The 17,885-nt window shown below is 68.2% G+C and carries 17 protein-coding genes; 13 read left to right on the plus strand and 4 right to left on the minus strand.

What is annotated here, in order from left to right; translation table 11 throughout:
• Window positions 1-206: 206 nt before the first annotated feature.
• From CFB82_RS33990 to CFB82_RS34000, 3 genes are all read left to right on the plus strand, one after another.
• The gene (locus CFB82_RS33990; protein ID WP_089448961.1) at window positions 207-578 is read left to right on the plus strand and encodes a CidA/LrgA family protein; all 372 of its coding nucleotides are present in this window, start codon (window positions 207-209) and stop codon (window positions 576-578) included.
• On the plus strand, window positions 575-1,309 hold the full coding sequence (locus CFB82_RS33995) for an LrgB family protein (RefSeq protein WP_089448960.1): 735 nt from the start codon (window positions 575-577) through the stop codon (window positions 1,307-1,309). The genes CFB82_RS33990 and CFB82_RS33995 overlap by 4 nt, the downstream gene beginning before the upstream one ends.
• 235 nt (window positions 1,310-1,544) lie before the next feature.
• Window positions 1,545-1,850: a hypothetical protein gene (locus tag CFB82_RS34000; protein ID WP_089448959.1), complete on the plus strand. Its 306-nt coding sequence runs from the start codon at window positions 1,545-1,547 to the stop codon at window positions 1,848-1,850.
• A 91-nt stretch (window positions 1,851-1,941) separates the two neighbouring features.
• Here the strand turns inward: CFB82_RS34000 and wrbA are convergent, their stop codons facing one another.
• Window positions 1,942-2,544: an NAD(P)H:quinone oxidoreductase gene (wrbA, locus tag CFB82_RS34005; protein WP_089448958.1), complete on the minus strand. Its 603-nt coding sequence runs from the start codon at window positions 2,542-2,544 to the stop codon at window positions 1,942-1,944.
• A 61-nt stretch (window positions 2,545-2,605) separates the two neighbouring features.
• Window positions 2,606-3,331: a pirin family protein gene (locus CFB82_RS34010; protein WP_069249852.1), complete on the minus strand. Its 726-nt coding sequence runs from the start codon at window positions 3,329-3,331 to the stop codon at window positions 2,606-2,608.
• Between the two features lie 128 nt (window positions 3,332-3,459).
• Between CFB82_RS34010 and CFB82_RS34015 the strand changes: the two genes are divergently transcribed.
• The 7 genes from CFB82_RS34015 (at window position 3,460) to CFB82_RS34045 (ending at window position 11,469) form a co-directional block, all read left to right on the plus strand.
• Window positions 3,460-4,377, plus strand: coding sequence for a LysR family transcriptional regulator (locus CFB82_RS34015; RefSeq protein ID WP_089486814.1), 918 nt, complete (start codon window positions 3,460-3,462; stop codon window positions 4,375-4,377).
• 94 nt (window positions 4,378-4,471) lie between these two features.
• Window positions 4,472-5,593, plus strand: a complete 1,122-nt coding sequence (locus tag CFB82_RS34020; RefSeq protein ID WP_089486815.1) for a Fic family protein — start codon at window positions 4,472-4,474, stop codon at window positions 5,591-5,593.
• A gap of 259 nt (window positions 5,594-5,852) precedes the next feature.
• Entirely contained in the window at window positions 5,853-6,050 is a 198-nt protein-coding gene (locus tag CFB82_RS34025) for a DUF3311 domain-containing protein (RefSeq protein WP_085040323.1), read from the plus strand.
• An 84-nt stretch (window positions 6,051-6,134) separates the two neighbouring features.
• Entirely contained in the window at window positions 6,135-7,529 is a 1,395-nt protein-coding gene (locus CFB82_RS34030) for a sodium:solute symporter family protein (RefSeq protein ID WP_089486816.1), read from the plus strand.
• 36 nt (window positions 7,530-7,565) lie between these two features.
• Window positions 7,566-9,233: an amidohydrolase gene (locus CFB82_RS34035; protein WP_089486817.1), complete on the plus strand. Its 1,668-nt coding sequence runs from the start codon at window positions 7,566-7,568 to the stop codon at window positions 9,231-9,233.
• Window positions 9,230-10,267, plus strand: a complete 1,038-nt coding sequence (locus CFB82_RS34040; RefSeq protein ID WP_089487021.1) for a CobW family GTP-binding protein — start codon at window positions 9,230-9,232, stop codon at window positions 10,265-10,267. The genes CFB82_RS34035 and CFB82_RS34040 overlap by 4 nt, the downstream gene beginning before the upstream one ends.
• Before the next feature lie 131 nt (window positions 10,268-10,398).
• Window positions 10,399-11,469, plus strand: coding sequence for a lysozyme inhibitor LprI family protein (locus CFB82_RS34045; protein WP_256990589.1), 1,071 nt, complete (start codon window positions 10,399-10,401; stop codon window positions 11,467-11,469).
• A gap of 37 nt (window positions 11,470-11,506) precedes the next feature.
• On the opposite strand, the gene CFB82_RS34050 is transcribed toward CFB82_RS34045, so the two are convergent.
• Window positions 11,507-12,592, minus strand: a complete 1,086-nt coding sequence (locus CFB82_RS34050; RefSeq protein WP_089486818.1) for a LacI family DNA-binding transcriptional regulator — start codon at window positions 12,590-12,592, stop codon at window positions 11,507-11,509.
• A gap of 241 nt (window positions 12,593-12,833) precedes the next feature.
• On the opposite strand from CFB82_RS34050, the gene rbsK reads away from it, so the two are divergent.
• Genes rbsK through CFB82_RS34065 form a run of 3 tightly spaced genes read left to right on the plus strand, consistent with a single transcriptional unit; the run spans window position 12,834 to window position 16,129 of the window.
• Window positions 12,834-13,760: a ribokinase gene (gene rbsK, locus CFB82_RS34055; protein ID WP_089486819.1), complete on the plus strand. Its 927-nt coding sequence runs from the start codon at window positions 12,834-12,836 to the stop codon at window positions 13,758-13,760.
• Between the two features lie 60 nt (window positions 13,761-13,820).
• Window positions 13,821-15,140: an MFS transporter gene (locus tag CFB82_RS34060; RefSeq protein ID WP_089486820.1), complete on the plus strand. Its 1,320-nt coding sequence runs from the start codon at window positions 13,821-13,823 to the stop codon at window positions 15,138-15,140.
• 44 nt (window positions 15,141-15,184) lie between these two features.
• Window positions 15,185-16,129 (plus strand): dihydrodipicolinate synthase family protein, encoded by a 945-nt coding sequence (locus CFB82_RS34065; protein WP_089486821.1) that lies wholly within the window; start codon window positions 15,185-15,187, stop codon window positions 16,127-16,129.
• Window positions 16,130-16,309: 180 nt separating this feature from the next.
• Here CFB82_RS34065 and fliD read toward each other — a convergent pair whose 3' ends face one another.
• Window positions 16,310-17,812: a flagellar filament capping protein FliD gene (gene fliD / locus CFB82_RS34070; RefSeq protein WP_089486822.1), complete on the minus strand. Its 1,503-nt coding sequence runs from the start codon at window positions 17,810-17,812 to the stop codon at window positions 16,310-16,312.
• Window positions 17,813-17,885 lie beyond the last annotated feature (73 nt).

Below are 17,885 nucleotides of genomic sequence, written 5' to 3' on the forward strand. Positions count from 1 at the left end.
GCGTGTGCGCGTTTCGTGCATGCCCGGCAGTGGGTCGGGCAAAACGGTTGAAACGATTGAATGGCGTTCGCGCCAGCGCACGATCGCACCCGTGCCGCCGGCATTGTTGGTACGATCGCGCGTATCGTTCACGCCGGCGCCGCAAGCCGCCGGCCATCGGTCGCGCGGCCGCCCGGCAGCGCGGCCCCGTTCGGGAGAAGCGGTTCATGCTGCAGGCGTTCGCGGTCTTGCTGACCTTCCAGTGTCTCGGGGAAGGCGTGTCCTACCTGTTCGGCCTGCCGGTGCCGGGCCCGGTGATCGGCATGCTGCTGCTGTTCGGCTTCGTGATGCTGCGCCCGCAGGTGGCCGACGCGATCGAGCCCACCGCGCTCGAGCTGCTGCGCCATCTGTCGCTGCTGTTCGTGCCGGCCGGCGTCGGCATCATGGTGTCGGCCGATCGCGTGCGCGGCGATGCGGTCGCGGTCGTCTTCGCGCTGGCGGTGAGCACCACGCTCGCGATCGCGGTGACCGCGCTCGTCACGCGCGCGCTGCTGCGCCGCCAGCGGCGCGCGGGCGGTGCGGCGGAGGGCACGCAATGACGGCCTTCCCGACACTCGGCGCGATCTGGGTCTATCTCGCCGCGACCCCGCTGCTGGGCTTGACCATCACGCTGATCGCCTATCTGCTCGCGCAGGCCATCTATGCGCGGGCGCGCTTCAACCCGCTCGCGAACCCGGTGCTGATCGCGGTCGCGCTGATCGTCGTGCTGCTGACGGTCACCCACACGCCGTATCCGACGTATTTCGAAGGCGCGCAGTTCGTCCACTTCCTGCTCGGCCCCGCGACCGTCGCGCTCGCGCTGCCGCTGTACCGCCAGTGGTCGAAACTGCGCCGCGCGGCGGTGCCGCTGCTGGTCGGCCTGCTCGCGGGTTCGCTGACCGCGATCGTGTCGGCGGTCGGCATCGCGGCGCTGTTCGGCGCGTCGCACCAGACGATCGCGTCGCTTGCGCCGAAATCGGCGACGACGCCGATCGCGATGGCCGTCGCGGCCGAAATCGGCGGGATTCCGTCGCTCACCGCCGTGCTCGTGATCTCGACCGGGATTTTCGGGGCGGTGTGCGCACGCGGGATCCTCAATGCGCTGCGGGTCGACGAACCGGCCGTGCGCGGCTTCGCGCTCGGCGTCGCGTCGCACGGGATCGGCACCGCGCGTGCGTTCCAGGTCAGTGAGGAAGCCGGCGCGTTCGCCGGGCTCGGGATGGGGCTGAACGGCGTGCTGACGGCCTTCGTCGTGCCGATCCTGCTGCCGGTGCTGTCGCGCTGGATCTGAGCGCCGGCCGGGGCGGGCGCGGCCGGGTTATCGGTTTCCCTGATGGCGCCGGCGCGGCGCCGAAACGGCGGCGCATGCCGTGCGCATGTATCGTGGCCGTTATCAGGAGAATTCAGGAACGCACAGGGACAACCGAATACTGATCGGCTAACGTTGCAACGGCGCCGATGTCGCAAGCGGTCGTGTGCGCGCCGGTGTTCGACCCATTATCAACAATCGACAAGGAGATCCGGCCATGAAGCAGTCTCGCGTGGTATCGGTGGCAGTAGCAGTAACGGCGTCGTTCGGTCTGCTGTTGGCCGCCGCGCCGGCGGCATACGCGCAGGATCCGGCGTCCGCGCCGACGCAGAAGCAGCTCGACAAGGCGCAGAAGAAGGCGGCCCGCAAGGCCGCCCGGGCGCGGCATGCGTCGGACCTGAAGGCGATCGGCACGGGCAGCGGCTACCGGTTGACCAACGACCAGAGCAACTATCCGCAGAACGCCGCGCAGAAGGCGCCCGCGACGAAGGCAGCGCCGGCCGCCCCGGCATCGGGCCAGTAACGGCCGGAACCCGGGCACAGTGCGAACGGCGCCGGATCGACCGGCGCCGTTCGCGCATGTGCGGGGCTGCCCGAACGGCCGGGCCGCCGCGTTACGACGCGAGCTTGCTCGCGATTTCCGCGACGTGCTTGCCCTGGTAGCGCGCGATGTCGAGCTCGTTCGCGCTCGGCTGGCGGCTGCCGTCCGCGCCCGCGAGCGTGGTCGCGCCGTACGGCGTGCCGCCGGTGATTTCGTTCATGTTGACGAGGCCGCTGCATGCGTACGGCACACCCACGATCACCATCCCTTGATGCAGCAGCGTCGTGTGGAACGACGTGATCGTCGTTTCCTGGCCGCCGTGCTGCGTGCCGGTCGACGCGAACACGCTGCCGATCTTGCCGACGAGCGCGCCCTTCATCCACAGGCCGCCGGTCTGGTCGAGGAACGTGCGCATCTGGCCGGCCATGTTGCCGAAGCGGGTCGGCGTGCCGAAGATGATCGCATCGTAGTCGGCGAGTTCGTCCACCGTCGCGACCGGCGCGGCCTGGTCGACCTTCACGCCGATCGCGCGGGCCTGGTCGACGGGAATCGTTTCCGGCACGCGCTTGAGCGTGACCTCGACGCCGGGCACCGATTTCGCACCCTCCGCGACGTGCTGCGCCATCGTTTCGACGTGCCCGTAGGACGAGTAGTAAAGAACGAGAACCTTGGCCATGTTGCGAATCTCCGATTAAAAGGGCCCCGCGTTCAGCGGGGCCCGGTTTCCCGAACGGGCGTCATGCCCACTCGGCCGTTACTTCGACCGGACGCAGGTCGAACACCAGCACTTCGGCATCCTTCCCGTCGGCGAACGTCAGCGCCTGTTCGTCGCGGATGCGCACGCCGTCGCCTTCGCCGAGCGCCACGCCGTTGACCGTCACGCTGCCGCGTGCCACGTGCACGTAAGCAAAGCGGTTCGGCGCCAGTTCCAGCGTCGCGCGTTCATCGCCGTCGAACAGGCCCGCGTAGATCCGCGTGTCCTGCCGGATCTTCAGCGAACCGGCGTCGCCGTTCGGCGAGACGACGAGGGCGAGCTTGCCGCGCTTGTCGTCGGCCGTGACGTTCGTCTGCTGATAACGCGGCTCGGCACCCTTTTCGGCCGGCCCGACCCAGATCTGCAGGAAGTGGACCGGCAGTTCCGGCGAGTGGTTGAACTCGCTGTGACGCACGCCGGTGCCGGCGCTCATCAGCTGCACGTCGCCCGGCACGATCACCGAACCGGTGCCCATCGAGTCCTTGTGTTCCAGCGCGCCGTCGAGCACGTACGACAGGATTTCCATGTCGCGGTGCGGGTGCGTGCCGAAGCCGCGGCCCGGGGCGACGCGGTCGTCGTTGATCACCAGCAGGTCGGAGAAGCCGACTTGCTTCGGATCGTAGTAATTCGCGAACGAAAACGTATGACGGGAGCTGAGCCAGCCATGCTCCGCACGGCCACGTTGGTTTGCTGCACGGGTTTCGATCATGATTTTTGTTCCTCAAGACGCCGGACCTCGGAAGTGAGCCCGGCCGTTCGTTGAGATGAATCTTAGGTCAATCGATTTGACAAATAAATGGCTGTGGCGATAATGACTGTCGCTATGGAGTGGACAATATGGAACTCAACGATCTCAGGATCTTCGTCGCGACGGTCGATGCGGGCAGCTTTACGGCGGCGGCCGACCAGCTGATGCTGTCCAAGCAGTTCGTCAGCCGGCGCACGATGGCGCTGGAGGCGTCGCTCGGTGTGCGGCTGTTGCACCGGAACACACGCAATCTCGCGGTGACCGAATCGGGGCAGGAGTTCTATGCGCGCGCGCAGCGGATCCTCGCGGAGATCGCCGATGCCGAGCAGGCGATGTCGGTGCGCAGCACCGAGCTGCACGGGTCGCTGAAAATCAGCGCGCCGCTGTCGTTCGGGATCACGCACGTATCGCCGCTGATCGCCGAATTCCTGTCCGCGCACCCGGCCGTGCGCCTGAACCTCGACCTGACCGACCGGCGCGTCGACCTGATCGGCGAGGGCTTCGATCTCGTGCTGCGGATCGGCTCGCTCGAGGATTCGACGCTGATCGCGCGCCCGCTCGGCGCATGGCGGATGGTTGCGTGCGCGAGCCCCGCCTACCTGAAGCGGCAGGGCACGCCGCAGACGCCGGCCGATCTCGCCGGCCATACGTGCGTGCTGTACGGGCGCGAGCGGCGCATCGGCTGGGAATTCCGCGTCGACGGCGCAGCGCGCACGTTCGACGTGCAGGGGCCGCTGGTCGCGAACAACGGCGAGGTGGTGCGCGACGCGGCGATCGCGGGGCTCGGCATCGCGCTGCTGCCGGATTTCATCGTCGGCGGCGCGCTCGACAGTGGCGCGCTCGTGCCGGTGCTCGACGCGTATGCGCCGTCGCCGATCACGCTCAATGCGGTGTTTCCGCAGCATCGGGAAGGGTTCGTCACGCTGCGCACGTTCATCGGGTTTCTCGCGGAACGGCTCGGCGAGGCTGCGCCGGCGGGGAAGGGCGGAGCCGGCCGGGCGCGGTAACGGGCAGGGTTGCGGGGAATGAGGGTGCTATTCTCCGCAGAATGTGCGGAGAATATTGAGTCATGCGGTGAATCGGTGGGATAATCTCCGCATCATGAGCGGAGATTGCACCTACATCTGGGAGTCGGCCGACTGGCCTACGTGGCGCTTCGACCTCCCTGCACTGGCGACGCCACTCGCCGACGTCAGCCGTGCGCAAGGCATGCTGGCCGGGCGGCTGGCGGATGTCGGCCTGGCGTTGCGCGACGAAGCCAGCCTGGCCGCGCTGACGGAAGACGTCGTCAAGACCAGCGCCATCGAGGGCGAAAGCCTGAACGTGGCGTCGGTGCGGTCGTCGATCGCGCGCCGGCTCGGCGTCGATATCGGCGCGCTGGCGCCGGTCGATCGTCACGTCGAGGGCGTGGTCGACATGGTGCTGGACGCGACGACCCACTCGGCGGCGCCGGTCACGGATACCCGTCTGTTCGGGTGGCATGCGGCGCTGTTCCCGACCGGCTACTCGGGGATGTCGCGGATCACGGTCGGCGGCTGGCGCACCGACGCCACCGGGCCGATGCAGGTCGTGTCCGGTCCGATCGGCCGGCAGCGCGTGCATTTCGAGGCGCCGCCCGCCGCGCGCCTCGCCGGCGAGACCGCGCGCTTTCTGGCGTGGCTCAATGCCGAGCCGGTCGAGCCCTTGCTGATCCGCGCCGGCCTCGCCCACCTGTGGTTCGTCACACTCCATCCGTTCGACGACGGCAACGGCCGGATTGCGCGCGCGCTCGGGGATCTGGTCCTCGCGCGCGCCGATCGCAGCCCGCAGCGCTTCTACAGCCTGTCGGCGCAAATCCAGCGCGAGCGCAACGCGTATTACGACGTGCTGGAGCGGACGCAGCGCGGCTCGCTCGACGTCACGGAATGGCTCGCGTGGTTCCTGACCGCGCTCGGCAGGGCCATCGATCACGCGCACACGACGCTCGACGCGGTGCTGGTGAAAGCACGCTTCTGGCAACGCTGTGCCGGTTTCGCGATGAACGCACGCCAGGTCAAGGTCATGAATCGCCTGCTCGACGGCTTCGAGGGGAAGCTGACTTCCACCAAGTGGGCGGCGCTCGCGAAGTGCTCGCAAGACACCGCGCTGCGGGACATCACCGAACTCGTCGAGCACGGCATGCTGCGCCGCTCGTCGTCCGGCGGCCGGAGCACGAGTTACGAGCTGGCGCCGGTCGACGGCTGACGCCGGCCCGGGGCGTGCCGGCAAGCGTCGTCCGAGGCGGAGAGACGTCGCGTCACCGCTTCGATCGTTGCCGCGTTGACCGGGCAGCGCCGGACCGCGCCGGGTAGTGGACCACTGGCCCAAGCGATTGCCCGCATCTGGCACTATCCCGCGCCTTTTTGTCTTCGAATACTGGATTCGACGGTGGATGTCGACCACGCGACATCGGTCGCCGCCGCGTAGGCCCCTTTCGCACGAACCCGCTTTCGAGGAGACACGCATGCTCAGGTACCTGATCGGCATCGGTATTCCGTATCTCGGCGTGATCGGCGTGCTGCCCTGGGCGGCCGCGCAGGATCGCTACGTGCTGGGCGTGCCGTTCATCTTCATGTGGATCTTCGCGTGGTTCGTGCTGACGTCCGGCTGCCTGTTCGCGTGCTGGATGCTGTTCGACCGCCGCGCGAGCGGCGCCGCCTAGCGCACGCATCCGTTTCCCGCGGACCGCCGGCCGCCCGCGCTTTCCGGCGAACCCTACGCATTCCTTTCCTTCGCAGAGGTGCGCATGTCCACGGTCGTCTTCGCCGCGCTGATCGCGCTGTCGCTCTATCTCGCCATTCGATCCGGCCGTGGCCGCGGCAAGCAGAGCGTGCATGACTTCTTCGTCGCGTCGCGCCAGTTCGGCACGGCGCTCGTGTTCTTCCTGACCGCCGGCGAGATCTACAGCATCGGCACGATGGTCGGCTTCCCCGGCGGCATCTACGCGAAAGGGCCGACCTACGGCGTGTGGTTCCTCGGCTACATCCTGCTCGCCTACCCGATCGGCTATTTCGTCGGCCCGAAGATCTGGGAGGCCGGCAAGCGTCACAACGCGATCACGCTGCCCGACCTGTTCAAGGGCCATTACCGCAGCCGCGGGCTCGAGCTGGTCGTTGCGTGCGCATCGATCCTGTTCCTGATCCCGTGGGGGCAGCTGCAGTTCACCGGGCTCGTCGCGGCGCTCAAGGGGCTCGGCTGGCACGTCGAGCCGCTGTACCTGATCCTCGTGTGCGCGGCGCTCGCGTTCACCTATATCGCGATCTCCGGCGTGCGCGCGTCGGCGTACATCGCGATCCTGAAGGACATCCTGATGCTGCTCGCGATCGTCGTGACGGGCGTGGCCGTCGCGTGGCAGGTGGGCGGCGTGCATCCGGTGTTCGACGCCGCGAGCCGGCAGGTCAGCAACACGATGAGCGGATCGCAGCTGCGCTTCTCGATGAGCACGATGCTGTTCCAGTCGCTCGGCTTCTACCTGATGCCGTTCGCCGCGCAGAATTTCTTCACCGCGCGCGGGCCGGACGCGATCCGGCGCACGCAGGTCGTGATGCCGCTGTACATGCTGATGTATCCGTTCCTCGTGATCGCGTCGTACTACGCGATCACCGCGAACCTGACGCTCGCGTCGCCGAACGACGCGTTCTTCGCCGCCGTCACGCACCTGCTGCCCGGCTGGCTGATCGGCCTCGTCGCGGCCGGCGCCGCGTTGTCGGGGCTGCTCGTGCTGGCCGGCATCTGCCTCGCGATCGGGCCGATCGTCACGCGCAACCTGATGCCGAACCTGCCCGAGTCGCGCCAGAAGCGCGCGGCGAAATACGTGATCGTCGGCTACCTGCTGCTGTCGATCGCGACCACGATGCTCACGCCGAACCTGATGCTCACGCTGATCAACACCACGTACTACGGCGTCACGCAGTTCCTGCCGGGCGTGCTGATCCTGCTCGCGGGGCGCCGGGTGCGGCCCGTCGCCGTCGGGGCCGGGATGATCTGCGGCCAGGTGCTCGCGATGATCTTCTACGTGTTCCATGTCGACTTCGGCGGCATCAATCTCGGCCTCGTGTGTCTCGTCGTCAACGTGCTCGTCGTCGCGGCCGTGCATGCGATGCTGCATGGCCGTCCCGTGAAGCAATACGCCGTATCCTGATGCATCGGCGTTCCGCCGCAAGGAGAACCGCATCCCATGCCAGCATCCGCAACCCCGGCCGCGCCCGTGACGGTGTTCACGGCGCGCCGCATCCTGACGATGAACCCGGCGCAGCCGTCGGCCACGCACGTCGCCGTGCGCGACGGCCGCATCCTCGCGGTCGGCGATGCCGCCGACGCCGCCACGTGGCACGCGCGGTTCGGCGCGTGCACGACCGACGACACGCTGCGTGACAAGGTGCTGATGCCGGGGCTCGTCGAAGGGCATTGCCACCTGATGGAAGGCGCGATGTGGGACGCCGTGTACGTCGGCTACTACGACCGGCGCGGCCCCGACGGCACGCTGTGGCCGGGGCTCCGCTCGCTCGACGCGGTGCTCGAACGGCTCGCGGAAGCCGAGCGCGCGATGACCGACGACGGGCCGCTGCTCGCGTGGGGCTTCGATCCGATCTTCTTCGGCACCGCGCGGCTGACCGCGCACGAACTCGATCGCGTGTCAGCGCAGCGGCCGATCGCGATCCTGCATGCGAGCGTGCACCTGATGAACGTGAACGGCGCGATGCTCGCGCGCGCCGGCATCGACGAGGACACCGACATCGACGGCGTGACGCGTGATGCCGACGGCCGCCCGACCGGCGAGCTGCAGGAGTTCGCGGCGATGCTGCCGGTGTATCAGACGATCGGCGGCAAGCTCGCGATTTCCGCGAGCGAGAAACCGCATGCCGTCTGGAACTTCGGGCGCGTCGCGCAGCTCGCGGGCGTGACGACGGCCACCGATCTCGTCAACGATCTGTCGGCCGACGGCAACCGCACGCTGCTCGAGGTCACCGCCGATCCCGATTACCCGGTGCGGATCGTGCCGGCGTTCGCGCTGCAGCGCAATCCGGCGCGCTTGGCCGACAGCGTGCTGGCGGAGATCGAGCGCAATACCGACAAGCTGCATTTCGGGCCGGTGAAGTTCATCGTCGACGGCTCGATCCAGGGCTTCACCGCGCGCGTGCGCTGGCCCGGTTACGCGGGCGGGCAGCCGAACGGGCTGTGGCTGATTCCGCCCGCCCAGCTCGTCGACGTGTTCGAGCCGTTTCATCGCGCGGGGCTGCAACTGCACGTGCATACCAACGGCGACGAAGCGACCGACGTCGTGCTCGACGCGATGGCGACGCTGCTCGCGCGCCATCCGCGTCCCGATCATCGCCATACGCTGCAGCATTGCCAGATGGCGGACGTCGCGCAGTTGAAGCGCGTTCGCGCGCTCGGGATGTGCGTGAACTTCTTTGCGAATCATCTGTACTACTGGGGTGACGCGCATTACAGCCAGACCATCGGCCCCGATCGTGCGAACCGGATGGATGCGGCCGGCTCGGCACAGCGGCTCGGCATTCCGTTCGCCTTGCATTCGGATGCGCCGATCACGCCGCTGAATCCGCTGTTCACCGCATGGTGCGCGGTGCAGCGCGAGACGGCGTCCGGGCGCGTGCTCGGCGAAGGCGAGCGACTGACGGTCGACGATGCACTGCATGCGATCACGCTCGGCGCGGCCTATACGTTGCGGATGGATCATCTCGTCGGCAGCATCGAGATCGGCAAGTTCGCGGATTTCGCGGTGCTCGACGATGATCCGTCGGTCTGCGCACCCGCACGATTGAAGGAACTCGCCGTGTGGGGCACCGTGCTCGGCGGGCGCGTGTTCCGGTCGCCGCGATGAGCACGCAGGCCGACGCTGTCCTGCCCGCTGCGGCCGCGCGCGCACCGATCGACCTCGCGGTGATCGGCGGCTATCTCGGCGCGGGCAAGACGACGGTTGTCAACGCGATCCTGCAGGCCCCGCATGGCCGGCGCATCGCTGTGCTCGTCAACGATTTCGGCGCGGTGAACATCGATGCGCGGCTCGTGCGGGCGCGCGGCGACGACGTGATCGAACTCGACAACGGCTGCATCTGCTGCACGATCGGCGGCGCGCTCGTCGATGCACTGACACGCGTCGCGACGCGCGACGTGCGGCCCGACCTGCTGCTCGTCGAAGCGAGCGGCGTGGCCGATCCCGCGAAGATCGCGCAGATCGGGCTGCTGAACGGTGCATTTCGGCTGACGTCGGTGCTCGTTGTCGCCGATGCGCTCGCGTGGCGCGACACGCTCGCCGATACGCTCGTCGGCGCGATGGCGCAGCGCCAGCTCGACGGCGCGGGCGCGATCGTCGTGACCAAGCTCGACTGCGTTGCGCCGGAACGGCGCGACGCGGTGCTCGACGACGTGCGCGCGTGTGCGCCGACCGACATCGTCGTCGCCGCGCGCCATGGCGAGATTCCGCTCGCGCTGCTGTTCGACGCGGCGGTGCCCGATCGCGGCGCGATGTCGTCGGGTTTCGCGCGTTCGCACCGCGCGATCGGACGTGACGCGATGCCGGCGTTCGCGAGCGTCACCGTCGGCGCGCCGGACGTGCTCGACAAGGCGCGGCTGCGTGTGTGGCTGAAGGCGTTGCCGCGCACGATCCTGCGCGCGAAGGGCATCGTGCGCGTGACCGATGCGCAGGGCACGGTCGCCACGCGCGTGTGCCAGGTCGCCGCGCGGCGCATCCGGTTCTCGTCGATGGAAGACGAAGGGTTGGCCCCGCACGAAGGAGACGGCGTGATGGTGTTCATCGGGTTCATCGATGCCGCCGTGGAAGCCGCATTGCGCGACGGCATCGTGCAATGCAGCGTGGGTACGGGAACGGTTGCGCTGACATCGACCATCGATTGATCGGCGCCGCGCATTCGGGTTAGGCTTCGGCGAGCAACGGCATGCGCCGCATGCCGGGCCGGGCGTTTTTACCTCGAATGCCGCGTGCAGGTAGCTTCTACAGGCGCGCGATCCTGCGACGAGTCAAGCCGATGACCATCCAGAACCAAAAGAATGCGCGCGGGCAAACCGCGACTCCCGCACGTGATGCATCACATGCGTGTTTGCGATCCATCGCAGCCGCCGCGTTGCTGACACTGCTGCCGCTCGCCGCGCATGCCGCGGGCTTCGACTGCGCGAAAGCTGCTTCGCCAACCGAGAAGGCGATCTGCGCGGACGCCGCGCTGTCGAAGCTCGACGGCGATCTCGCGGCGGCGTGGAAGCAGGCGCTCGCAAAGGGCGGCGATACGGCCGCGCTGAAAGCCGCGCAGCTGAAGTGGCTCAAACAGCGCGACCGGTGCGGCGGCGACAGGCAGTGCCTCGGCGATCGCTACCGCGAACGGCTCGCGAGCCTGAACGGCAAGCCGCTGGCCGCCGACCGCTGGCAGCAGACGTGGTACATGACGAGTGACAATCCGTCGTTCGGCGGCGTGCTGACGTTCACCGGCACGGCGCCGCGCCTGCATTTCGAGCTGGGCGGCAACAACGGCGCGAATACGGGCGGCCTCGATGGCGACGTCGTGCTGCACGGCGACAGCGGCACCTACCGCAAGGACAAATGCCGGCTCGATTTCGAACGGAATGGCGGGCGCATCGGCGTCACGCAGCACGGCGCGGATGTCGATTGCGGTGCGGGTTCGGGTGTTGTCTACGGCGGCCAGTATGTGACCGCGTCGCAGTTCCAGGCCAAACCGGCGGCCGACCTGCTGAGCCTCAAGGTCGTCGACGACGCGACGCAGAACGCGACCGCGCACAAGCTGCTCGGCGCCGATTACCAGACGCTCGTCGACAACGTCAATTACAGCGCCGACGAGAAGGATCTCGACGGGCTGAACGCGCACGTGAATTCGTACTGGGTGCGCGGCATCGCGACGACGAATGCCGCGATCGTGATGCGCCGCGGCAACGACCTGTGGATCGGGCTGCTTGTGTTCGACGCGAAGAACGCTGTCCGGATGCGCTATTACACGAACGTGCCGGCGTGGAAGAAAAACGTGCCGAAGACCATCCAGGCGTGGCACGACAATCTCGACAAGACGCTGCCGGTCGACGTGATGCAGTGACGGGCAAGCCGGGCAGCCGAAGCCGCCCGGTGCGTCTTTATTTTTTACGTCCTGGCCGAACCTGCGCCGGCGCCGCAGCCGATTCACGCATGCGCAACTCCGGCAGCACCGCATGACCGGGCCCCGTTGCGCCGTTTTCGAGCGCGTCGAGCAAGGCCCGCGCGGCCTGGCGCCCGATCGCGTTGGTGTCGACCCACATCGTCGTCAGCGGCGGCTGGATCTCGCGCGCGAGCGCGATGTCGTCGAACCCGGTGATCGACAATTGCGCGGGCACGTCGATGCCGAGCGCCTGCGCCTCGAGCAACGCGCCCAGTGCGAGCGCGTCGTTGCCGCAGATCACGGCCGTCGGCCGCGTGGCCGCGTCGCTGTCGGCGATCGCGCGCAGGCTCGCCCGCCCGAACGCGATCGTGGCCGCACCTTCGTGCTGATGGACGGGACGCACCGCGAGCCCGCGCGCGGCCAGCGTGTCGTGAATGCCGCGCAGGCGGGCCTGCACGCGGTCGTTGTCGGCGGACGGCTGCATGATGATCGCGAAATCGCGATGGCCGAGATCGAGCAGGTGGGTGGTGAGCCGCGCGAACGCCGCGCGGTTGTCGAAGCCGATGCAGCAGTGCGGGCTGTCGTCGCGATACGCATAAGTGACGACGTACGGCACGCGGTGCATCGCAAGCAGTTCGAATAGTTCCGGCGGATACGCTTCGCCGACGAGCGACACGGCTTCCACGCCGCGCGACAGCATCGCACGCACCTGGTCCAGCGCCTGCGCGGGATCGTAGTTCGAGCAGCCGAGGAACAGCGTGATGCCGTGCTCGGCCATGACCGTCTGCATGCCCGCGACTTGCGATGCGAACACCTGGTCGTCGAGCGTCGGAATGATCGCGCCCGTGATGTGGGTACGCGTGGACGCGAGTGCACGACCCGCTGCATTCGGAATCCAGTTCAGCGTGCGCGCCGCATCGCGCACGCGCTGCTGAACGTCGGCGGAGACCTTGCCGGGATCGTTGTACACGCGCGAAACGGTCGCGGTCGATACGCCGGCCAGCTTCGCGACGTCGCCGAGCACCGAGCGGCCGCTGCCGCGACGCGCGCGGGGGACACCGGCGCGGGACGGGGGCGAGCTCATCGGCTGTCTCCAGGCATAGCGGCGATGGCGGCGCTACGAGTTGTCAAATGCGTCAATGTTTACCCTCGATTCGTGGTGGCGCCGCTTGCATTCTCGCTCGAGCCTGTGAGAATGTAAGCGCTATCTTGACGTACTTTCGTATGATGTCAGACCCATATTCTATCCATATCGTGAAATTTTCATCGACGACGGCCATTCCGGCCTTTTTGTCCGTCGCAAATGTAAGCGATTACATCTGGAAATGAGCTACGCCTATCCCCCGCGCATCGCCGTCGTCGGCAGCGTGAACATCGACCTCGTCACACGTGCGCCGCGCCTGCCGGTGCCGGGCGAGACGCTGCTCGGCACCGATTTCCATACCGTCCATGGCGGCAAGGGGGCGAACCAGGCGGTCGCCGCTGCGCGCCTGGGTGCGTCGGTCGCGATGATCGGCTGCGTCGGCGACGACGCGTTCGGTGCGCGCCTGCACGACGCGCTGGCGGCCGAGGGCATCGACTTGACGCACCTGGACCGGATCGGCGGCACCGCGACCGGGGTGGCCACGATCACGGTCGGCGAGGGCGGCGCGAACAGCATCGTCGTCGTGCCCGGCGCGAATGCGCATCTCGATGCCGACCGGATCGACGCCGCGCGCGAAGCGATCGCCGGGGCGGCGATGCTCGTGAGCCAGCTCGAAGTGCCGGTCGCTACCGTGGCGCGCGCCATCGCCTGTGCCTCCGCACACCACACGCCGGTGCTGCTCAATCCCGCGCCCGCGCAGCCGCTGTTCGACGCGCTGCTCGCACGGGTCGACTACCTCGTCGTCAACGAAACCGAAGCCGAGTCGCTGACCGGCATCGCCGTCGGCGACGATGCGTCCGCCTTGCGCGCCGCCGATGCGCTGTGCGCGAAGGGCGTGGGCAACGTGCTGGTCACGCTCGGCGCGCGCGGCGTGTGCTGGCGCGGCGGTGCGGGCAACGGGCGCCTGCGGGCGATGTCGGTGGTCGCCGTCGATACGACCGCGGCCGGCGACACCTTCGTCGGCGGGTTCGCGGCCGCTCGCGCGGGCGGTGCGTCGATGGACGACGCGATCGGCTTCGGCCAGCGCGCGGCCGCGATCAGCGTGACGCGCTACGGCGCGCAGACCTCGATTCCGACGCACGACGAAGTGGCGCGCCTGGAATGCTGAATTCCGCATCAGACGGACAGGCCGGAACCGGCCCATATCACTGACATGGAGACAACCGCAATGAACGAAACCCCGACCGTTCCGCCTGCACCGCCGCGTATCCGGCGCGGGCAACGCATCGCGCTCGCGCTGTTGATGGTGAGCGGCATCGTCAACTACCTCGATCGCGGCACGCTGGCCGTCGCGAGCTCGGCGATCCGCGCTGATCTCGGCCTGTCGCTCGCGCAGATGGGGCTGCTGCTGTCGGCCTTCTCGTGGAGCTATGCGCTGTGCCAGTTCCCGGTCGGCGGGCTGGTCGACCGCATCGGGCCGCGCCGGCTGCTCGGGATCGGCCTGATCGTGTGGTCGATCGCGCAAGCGGCGGGCGGCATCGTATCGACCTTCGGCTGGTTCATCGTCGCGCGCATCGTGCTCGGCATCGGCGAGGCGCCGCAGTTCCCGTCGGCCGCGCGGGTGGTGAGCAACTGGTTTCCGCTGCGTGCGCGCGGCACGCCGACCGGCATCTTCAACGCCGCGTCGCCGCTCGGCACCGCGCTCGCGCCGTTGCTGCTGTCGATCCTCGTCGCGTCGCTCGACTGGCGCTGGGCGTTCATCGCGACGGGCGCAGCCGGTCTCGTCGTCGCCGTCGTCTGGTTCGCGCTGTATCGCGATCCGGTGCGCGCGCAACTGACTGCCACCGAGCGCAATTACCTCGACGCCGACGCGCAAAGCGCGGTGGCGGCGCCGAAACTGACGTTCGCCGAATGGCGCGGCCTGTTCTCGCACGGCACGACCTGGGGGATGCTGATCGGCTATTTCGGTTCCGTGTACCTGAACTGGGTGTACCTCACCTGGCTGCCGGGCTACCTGACGATGGAACGGCACATGAGCCTGATCCGCACCGGCTTTGCCGCGTCGGTACCGTTCCTGTGCGGATTCGTCGGCTCGCTGCTGGCCGGCTGGCTGTCGGACCTCGTCACGCGCCGCAGCCGTTCGCCGGTGGTGAGCCGGCGCAATGCGGTGGTGGTCGCGATGCTCGGGATGGTCGCGTTCACGATTCCCGCCGCGCTCGTACAGAGCAACACGGTGGCGCTTGCGTGCATTTCGGTCGTGATCTTTCTCGCCAACGCGGCGTCGGCCTGCTCGTGGGCGCTCGCGACGGCAGCCGCGCCGCCGAGCCGCATCGCGTCGCTCGGCGCGATCCAGAATTTCGGCGGTTTCATCGGCGGCGCGCTCGCGCCGATCCTGACGGGCATCATTGCGCAGAAGTGGTCGTTCGTGCCGGCGCTGCTGGCGGCCGCGGCGATCGCCTTCGCCGGTGCAATGGCCTACCTGCTGCTGGTGCGCAAGCCGATTCCCGAGCAGGCCGCGAACGCCGCGCCCGGGCCGTTGCCGGCCTGAGCACGCGGTATGCGCCACGCATTCACTGAAGCAAGGAGAAACAGATGCAACACCCGCAGCAATCGAACGTGACCATCGAGGGCATCGTCCCGGTGATGCTGACGCCGTTCGACGACGCCGGCGCGATCGACTACGCCGGGCTCGAGCGGCTCATCGAATGGTATCTGGCGCACGGCGCCGATGCGTTGTTCGCGGTCGCGCAGTCGAGCGAGATGCAGTTCCTGAGCCTGGCCGAACGCGCGGAACTCGCGCGCTTCGTGGTCGAGCGGGTGGCCGGGCGCGTGCCCGTCGTCGCGTCCGGGCACATCAGCGACGATCTCGACGCGCAGGTCGAGGAGCTGTGCGCGGCGGCCGAATCGGGCGCGCAGGGCGTCGTGCTCGTGACCAATCGCCTCGATCCGCAGCGCAAGGGGAGTGCCGCGCTGCTCGACCATCTGCACCGGCTGCTCGCGCGCTTGCCGTCGGACCTGCCGCTCGGGCTGTACGAATGTCCGGCGCCTTACCGGCGGTTGCTGTCGGATGACGAACTGCGCGCGTGCATCGATACGGGCCGCTTCGTGATGCTCAAGGACGTGAGCTGCGACCTGGAGACGGTGAAGCGGCGGGTCGCGCTCGCCGAGAGCTCGCCGCTGAAGATCCTCAACGCGAACGCCGCGATTGCGTGGGATGCGATGAAGGCGGGTTCCGCCGGCTTCAACGGCGTGTTCACGAACTTCCATCCGGACCTGTACCGGTGGTTGCGCACGCAAGGGGCGTCGAATCCGGCGCTGGCCGACGAGCTGTCGACGTTCCTCGTCGTCTCGGCGGTGTCGGAGGCGCTCGGGTACCCGGCGCTCGCGAAGCTCTATCACCAGCGAATCGGCACCTTCGCGTCGATCCGTTGCCGCGTGATCGACTACGACGTGCGCGAGCGATTCTGGGCGCTCGATGCGGTGCTCGACAAGATCGTGGCTGGCACCGAGCATTTCCGGAGGCGGATCGCCGCGTAATCGTGCGTGCGTTGCCGTCCGAGGTTGACGGTGCGAGACGGGGAACCGAACCCGGCGCAGGCTCGCGCACTGCCGGGCGTGAGTGAGGTTTCCAGGCGGGACACCATGCGCGACGGCGCGAGCCGGTCGGCCCATTGGCCGGCCGCCGCCACCACGATCGTCGGTCGGCCCGGACGCTCGTCACTTTCTCGCCAGCGTGCCGCTGCTGTTGGCACCGCCGAACAGCCGCGTCAGGTACTGCTGGTTCGAGTTCATCTTGGCCATCAGCGCGTTGAGTGCCGTGAACTGCGTCTGGTACTGCTTGGTCAGTTGCGCGGCGTAGTCGGCCAGATTCGTCTGTTGTTGCGTGATGCGTTTCAGGTCGGCGCCCAGCGCGTTCGTGCGCAGGTCGATCATCCCGCCCCGCTTCGTGAAGGTCGCGATCCGGTCGGTCAGTTGCTTGCCTATCCCGTTCGTCGAATTGAACAGGTGCGCGACCCCCGACGGGTTGTTGGTCAGCGCACTGTCGAGCTTCGCGCTGTCGGCCCTCAGCGTGCCGTCCTTCTCGAGTGAGACGCCGATCGCCGTCAGGTTCGTGTGCCCGTCGCCGTTCTTGTTGGGAACGCCGCGCGCGATGATCGACGCGAGCGAGTTGCGGATCGTGAGCAGCGTCGAATCGCCGATCAGCGGACCCTGCGCGCTCGCCCCTGGCGTGTAGCTCGACAGCGCGCCCGTCGTCTTGACGACGGCGTTGTACAGGTTCACGAAATTCGTGATCGCGGCCGCCTGCGACTTCGTGTCGGGGCTGACCGTCAGCGTCTGCGTATCGGTTGCGCTGACCGCAGCCGCCGACAAGTTCAGCGTGACGCCGTTCAGCACGCCCGACACCGTGTTGCTCGCGCTCGTCGACGCGATGCCGCTGACCGTGAACTTCGCGTCCTGCGCGACGGCGCTTTGCCGCCACGCGGCCGCGCTGTTCGCCGAGTCGATCTTCGACGGGCCGCCCGTCGTGTCGGCCGTCGACGTGACGCCGAGGTTCGACAGCCCGTTGTCGTTGGCCACGTTGCCGACCGCGACGCTGACCGTGCTCGCCGAGCCCGTCTTCGACGACGCGAGCACGAGGTGCGCGCCGTCGGTGCCGTTGATGACCGTCGCGCTGATCCCCGGGTTGTTCGTTGCCGAGTTGATCGCGGCCGCGATGCCTGGCAGCGTGTTGTTCGTGCCGTTGACGTCGACTTTGAACGACTGGCTGCCGAGCGACAGCGTCAGTGTGCCGGTGCCGAGCGCCTTCTTCCCGTCGAAGCCCGACGAAGCCAGCGCCTGCGCGGTCGCGATCTGCGTGACGCCGACCGTGTAGGTGCCCGCAACCGCGCCTGCACTCGGCGTCGCGGTCAGGCCCTTGCCGCTCGCGACCGCGGTGAACGTCGACTGCAGCCCGCCATTCGCCAGCGTGGCGAGGCCCGCCTCGAGCGCGCCCAGCGCGGACGACAGCGCGCCGAATGCGGAAATCTGTGTGGTGCCGGTCTGCTGCGACGCGGCGAGCGCTGCGGCCCGGCCGGCCGTCTTCGCGTTCACCAGCGTCGTGACGAGCGAGCCGACATCCATCGACGGATTGCCGGTCGAGCCGTTGATGATCGATTGCGCCGCCTGTTGCAGCAGGCTGTTCGTGTTCGCGCTGCTGTTCACAGGCATGTTCGTTGCCATGGGGGGCTCCGGTTGAAAAGCGATCCCGTGACGAGCGGCTGTCGACGGCCTGCAGCGATGCGCCTGCGGGCCG

The sequence above is a fragment of the Burkholderia sp. HI2714 genome (assembly GCF_002223085.1).
Taxonomy (GTDB): Bacteria; Pseudomonadota; Gammaproteobacteria; order Burkholderiales; family Burkholderiaceae; genus Burkholderia; species Burkholderia lata_D.

Bases quoted from the DNA above. Each gene is read 5' to 3' on its own strand.
- CFB82_RS33990 (WP_089448961.1), top strand. From the start codon at position 207: ATGCTGCAGGCGTTCGCGGTCTTGCTGACCTTCCAGTGTCTCGGGGAA.
- CFB82_RS33995 (WP_089448960.1), top strand. From the start codon at position 575: ATGACGGCCTTCCCGACACTCGGCGCGATCTGGGTCTATCTCGCCGCG.
- CFB82_RS34000 (WP_089448959.1), top strand. From the start codon at position 1,545: ATGAAGCAGTCTCGCGTGGTATCGGTGGCAGTAGCAGTAACGGCGTCG.
- wrbA (WP_089448958.1), bottom strand. From the start codon at position 2,544: ATGGCCAAGGTTCTCGTTCTTTACTACTCGTCCTACGGGCACGTCGAA.
- CFB82_RS34010 (WP_069249852.1), bottom strand. From the start codon at position 3,331: ATGATCGAAACCCGTGCAGCAAACCAACGTGGCCGTGCGGAGCATGGC.
- CFB82_RS34015 (WP_089486814.1), top strand. From the start codon at position 3,460: ATGGAACTCAACGATCTCAGGATCTTCGTCGCGACGGTCGATGCGGGC.
- CFB82_RS34020 (WP_089486815.1), top strand. From the start codon at position 4,472: ATGAGCGGAGATTGCACCTACATCTGGGAGTCGGCCGACTGGCCTACG.
- CFB82_RS34025 (WP_085040323.1), top strand. From the start codon at position 5,853: ATGCTCAGGTACCTGATCGGCATCGGTATTCCGTATCTCGGCGTGATC.
- CFB82_RS34030 (WP_089486816.1), top strand. From the start codon at position 6,135: ATGTCCACGGTCGTCTTCGCCGCGCTGATCGCGCTGTCGCTCTATCTC.
- CFB82_RS34035 (WP_089486817.1), top strand. From the start codon at position 7,566: ATGCCAGCATCCGCAACCCCGGCCGCGCCCGTGACGGTGTTCACGGCG.
- CFB82_RS34040 (WP_089487021.1), top strand. From the start codon at position 9,230: ATGAGCACGCAGGCCGACGCTGTCCTGCCCGCTGCGGCCGCGCGCGCA.
- CFB82_RS34045 (WP_256990589.1), top strand. From the start codon at position 10,399: ATGACCATCCAGAACCAAAAGAATGCGCGCGGGCAAACCGCGACTCCC.
- CFB82_RS34050 (WP_089486818.1), bottom strand. From the start codon at position 12,592: ATGAGCTCGCCCCCGTCCCGCGCCGGTGTCCCCCGCGCGCGTCGCGGC.
- rbsK (WP_089486819.1), top strand. From the start codon at position 12,834: ATGAGCTACGCCTATCCCCCGCGCATCGCCGTCGTCGGCAGCGTGAAC.
- CFB82_RS34060 (WP_089486820.1), top strand. From the start codon at position 13,821: ATGAACGAAACCCCGACCGTTCCGCCTGCACCGCCGCGTATCCGGCGC.
- CFB82_RS34065 (WP_089486821.1), top strand. From the start codon at position 15,185: ATGCAACACCCGCAGCAATCGAACGTGACCATCGAGGGCATCGTCCCG.
- fliD (WP_089486822.1), bottom strand. From the start codon at position 17,812: ATGGCAACGAACATGCCTGTGAACAGCAGCGCGAACACGAACAGCCTG.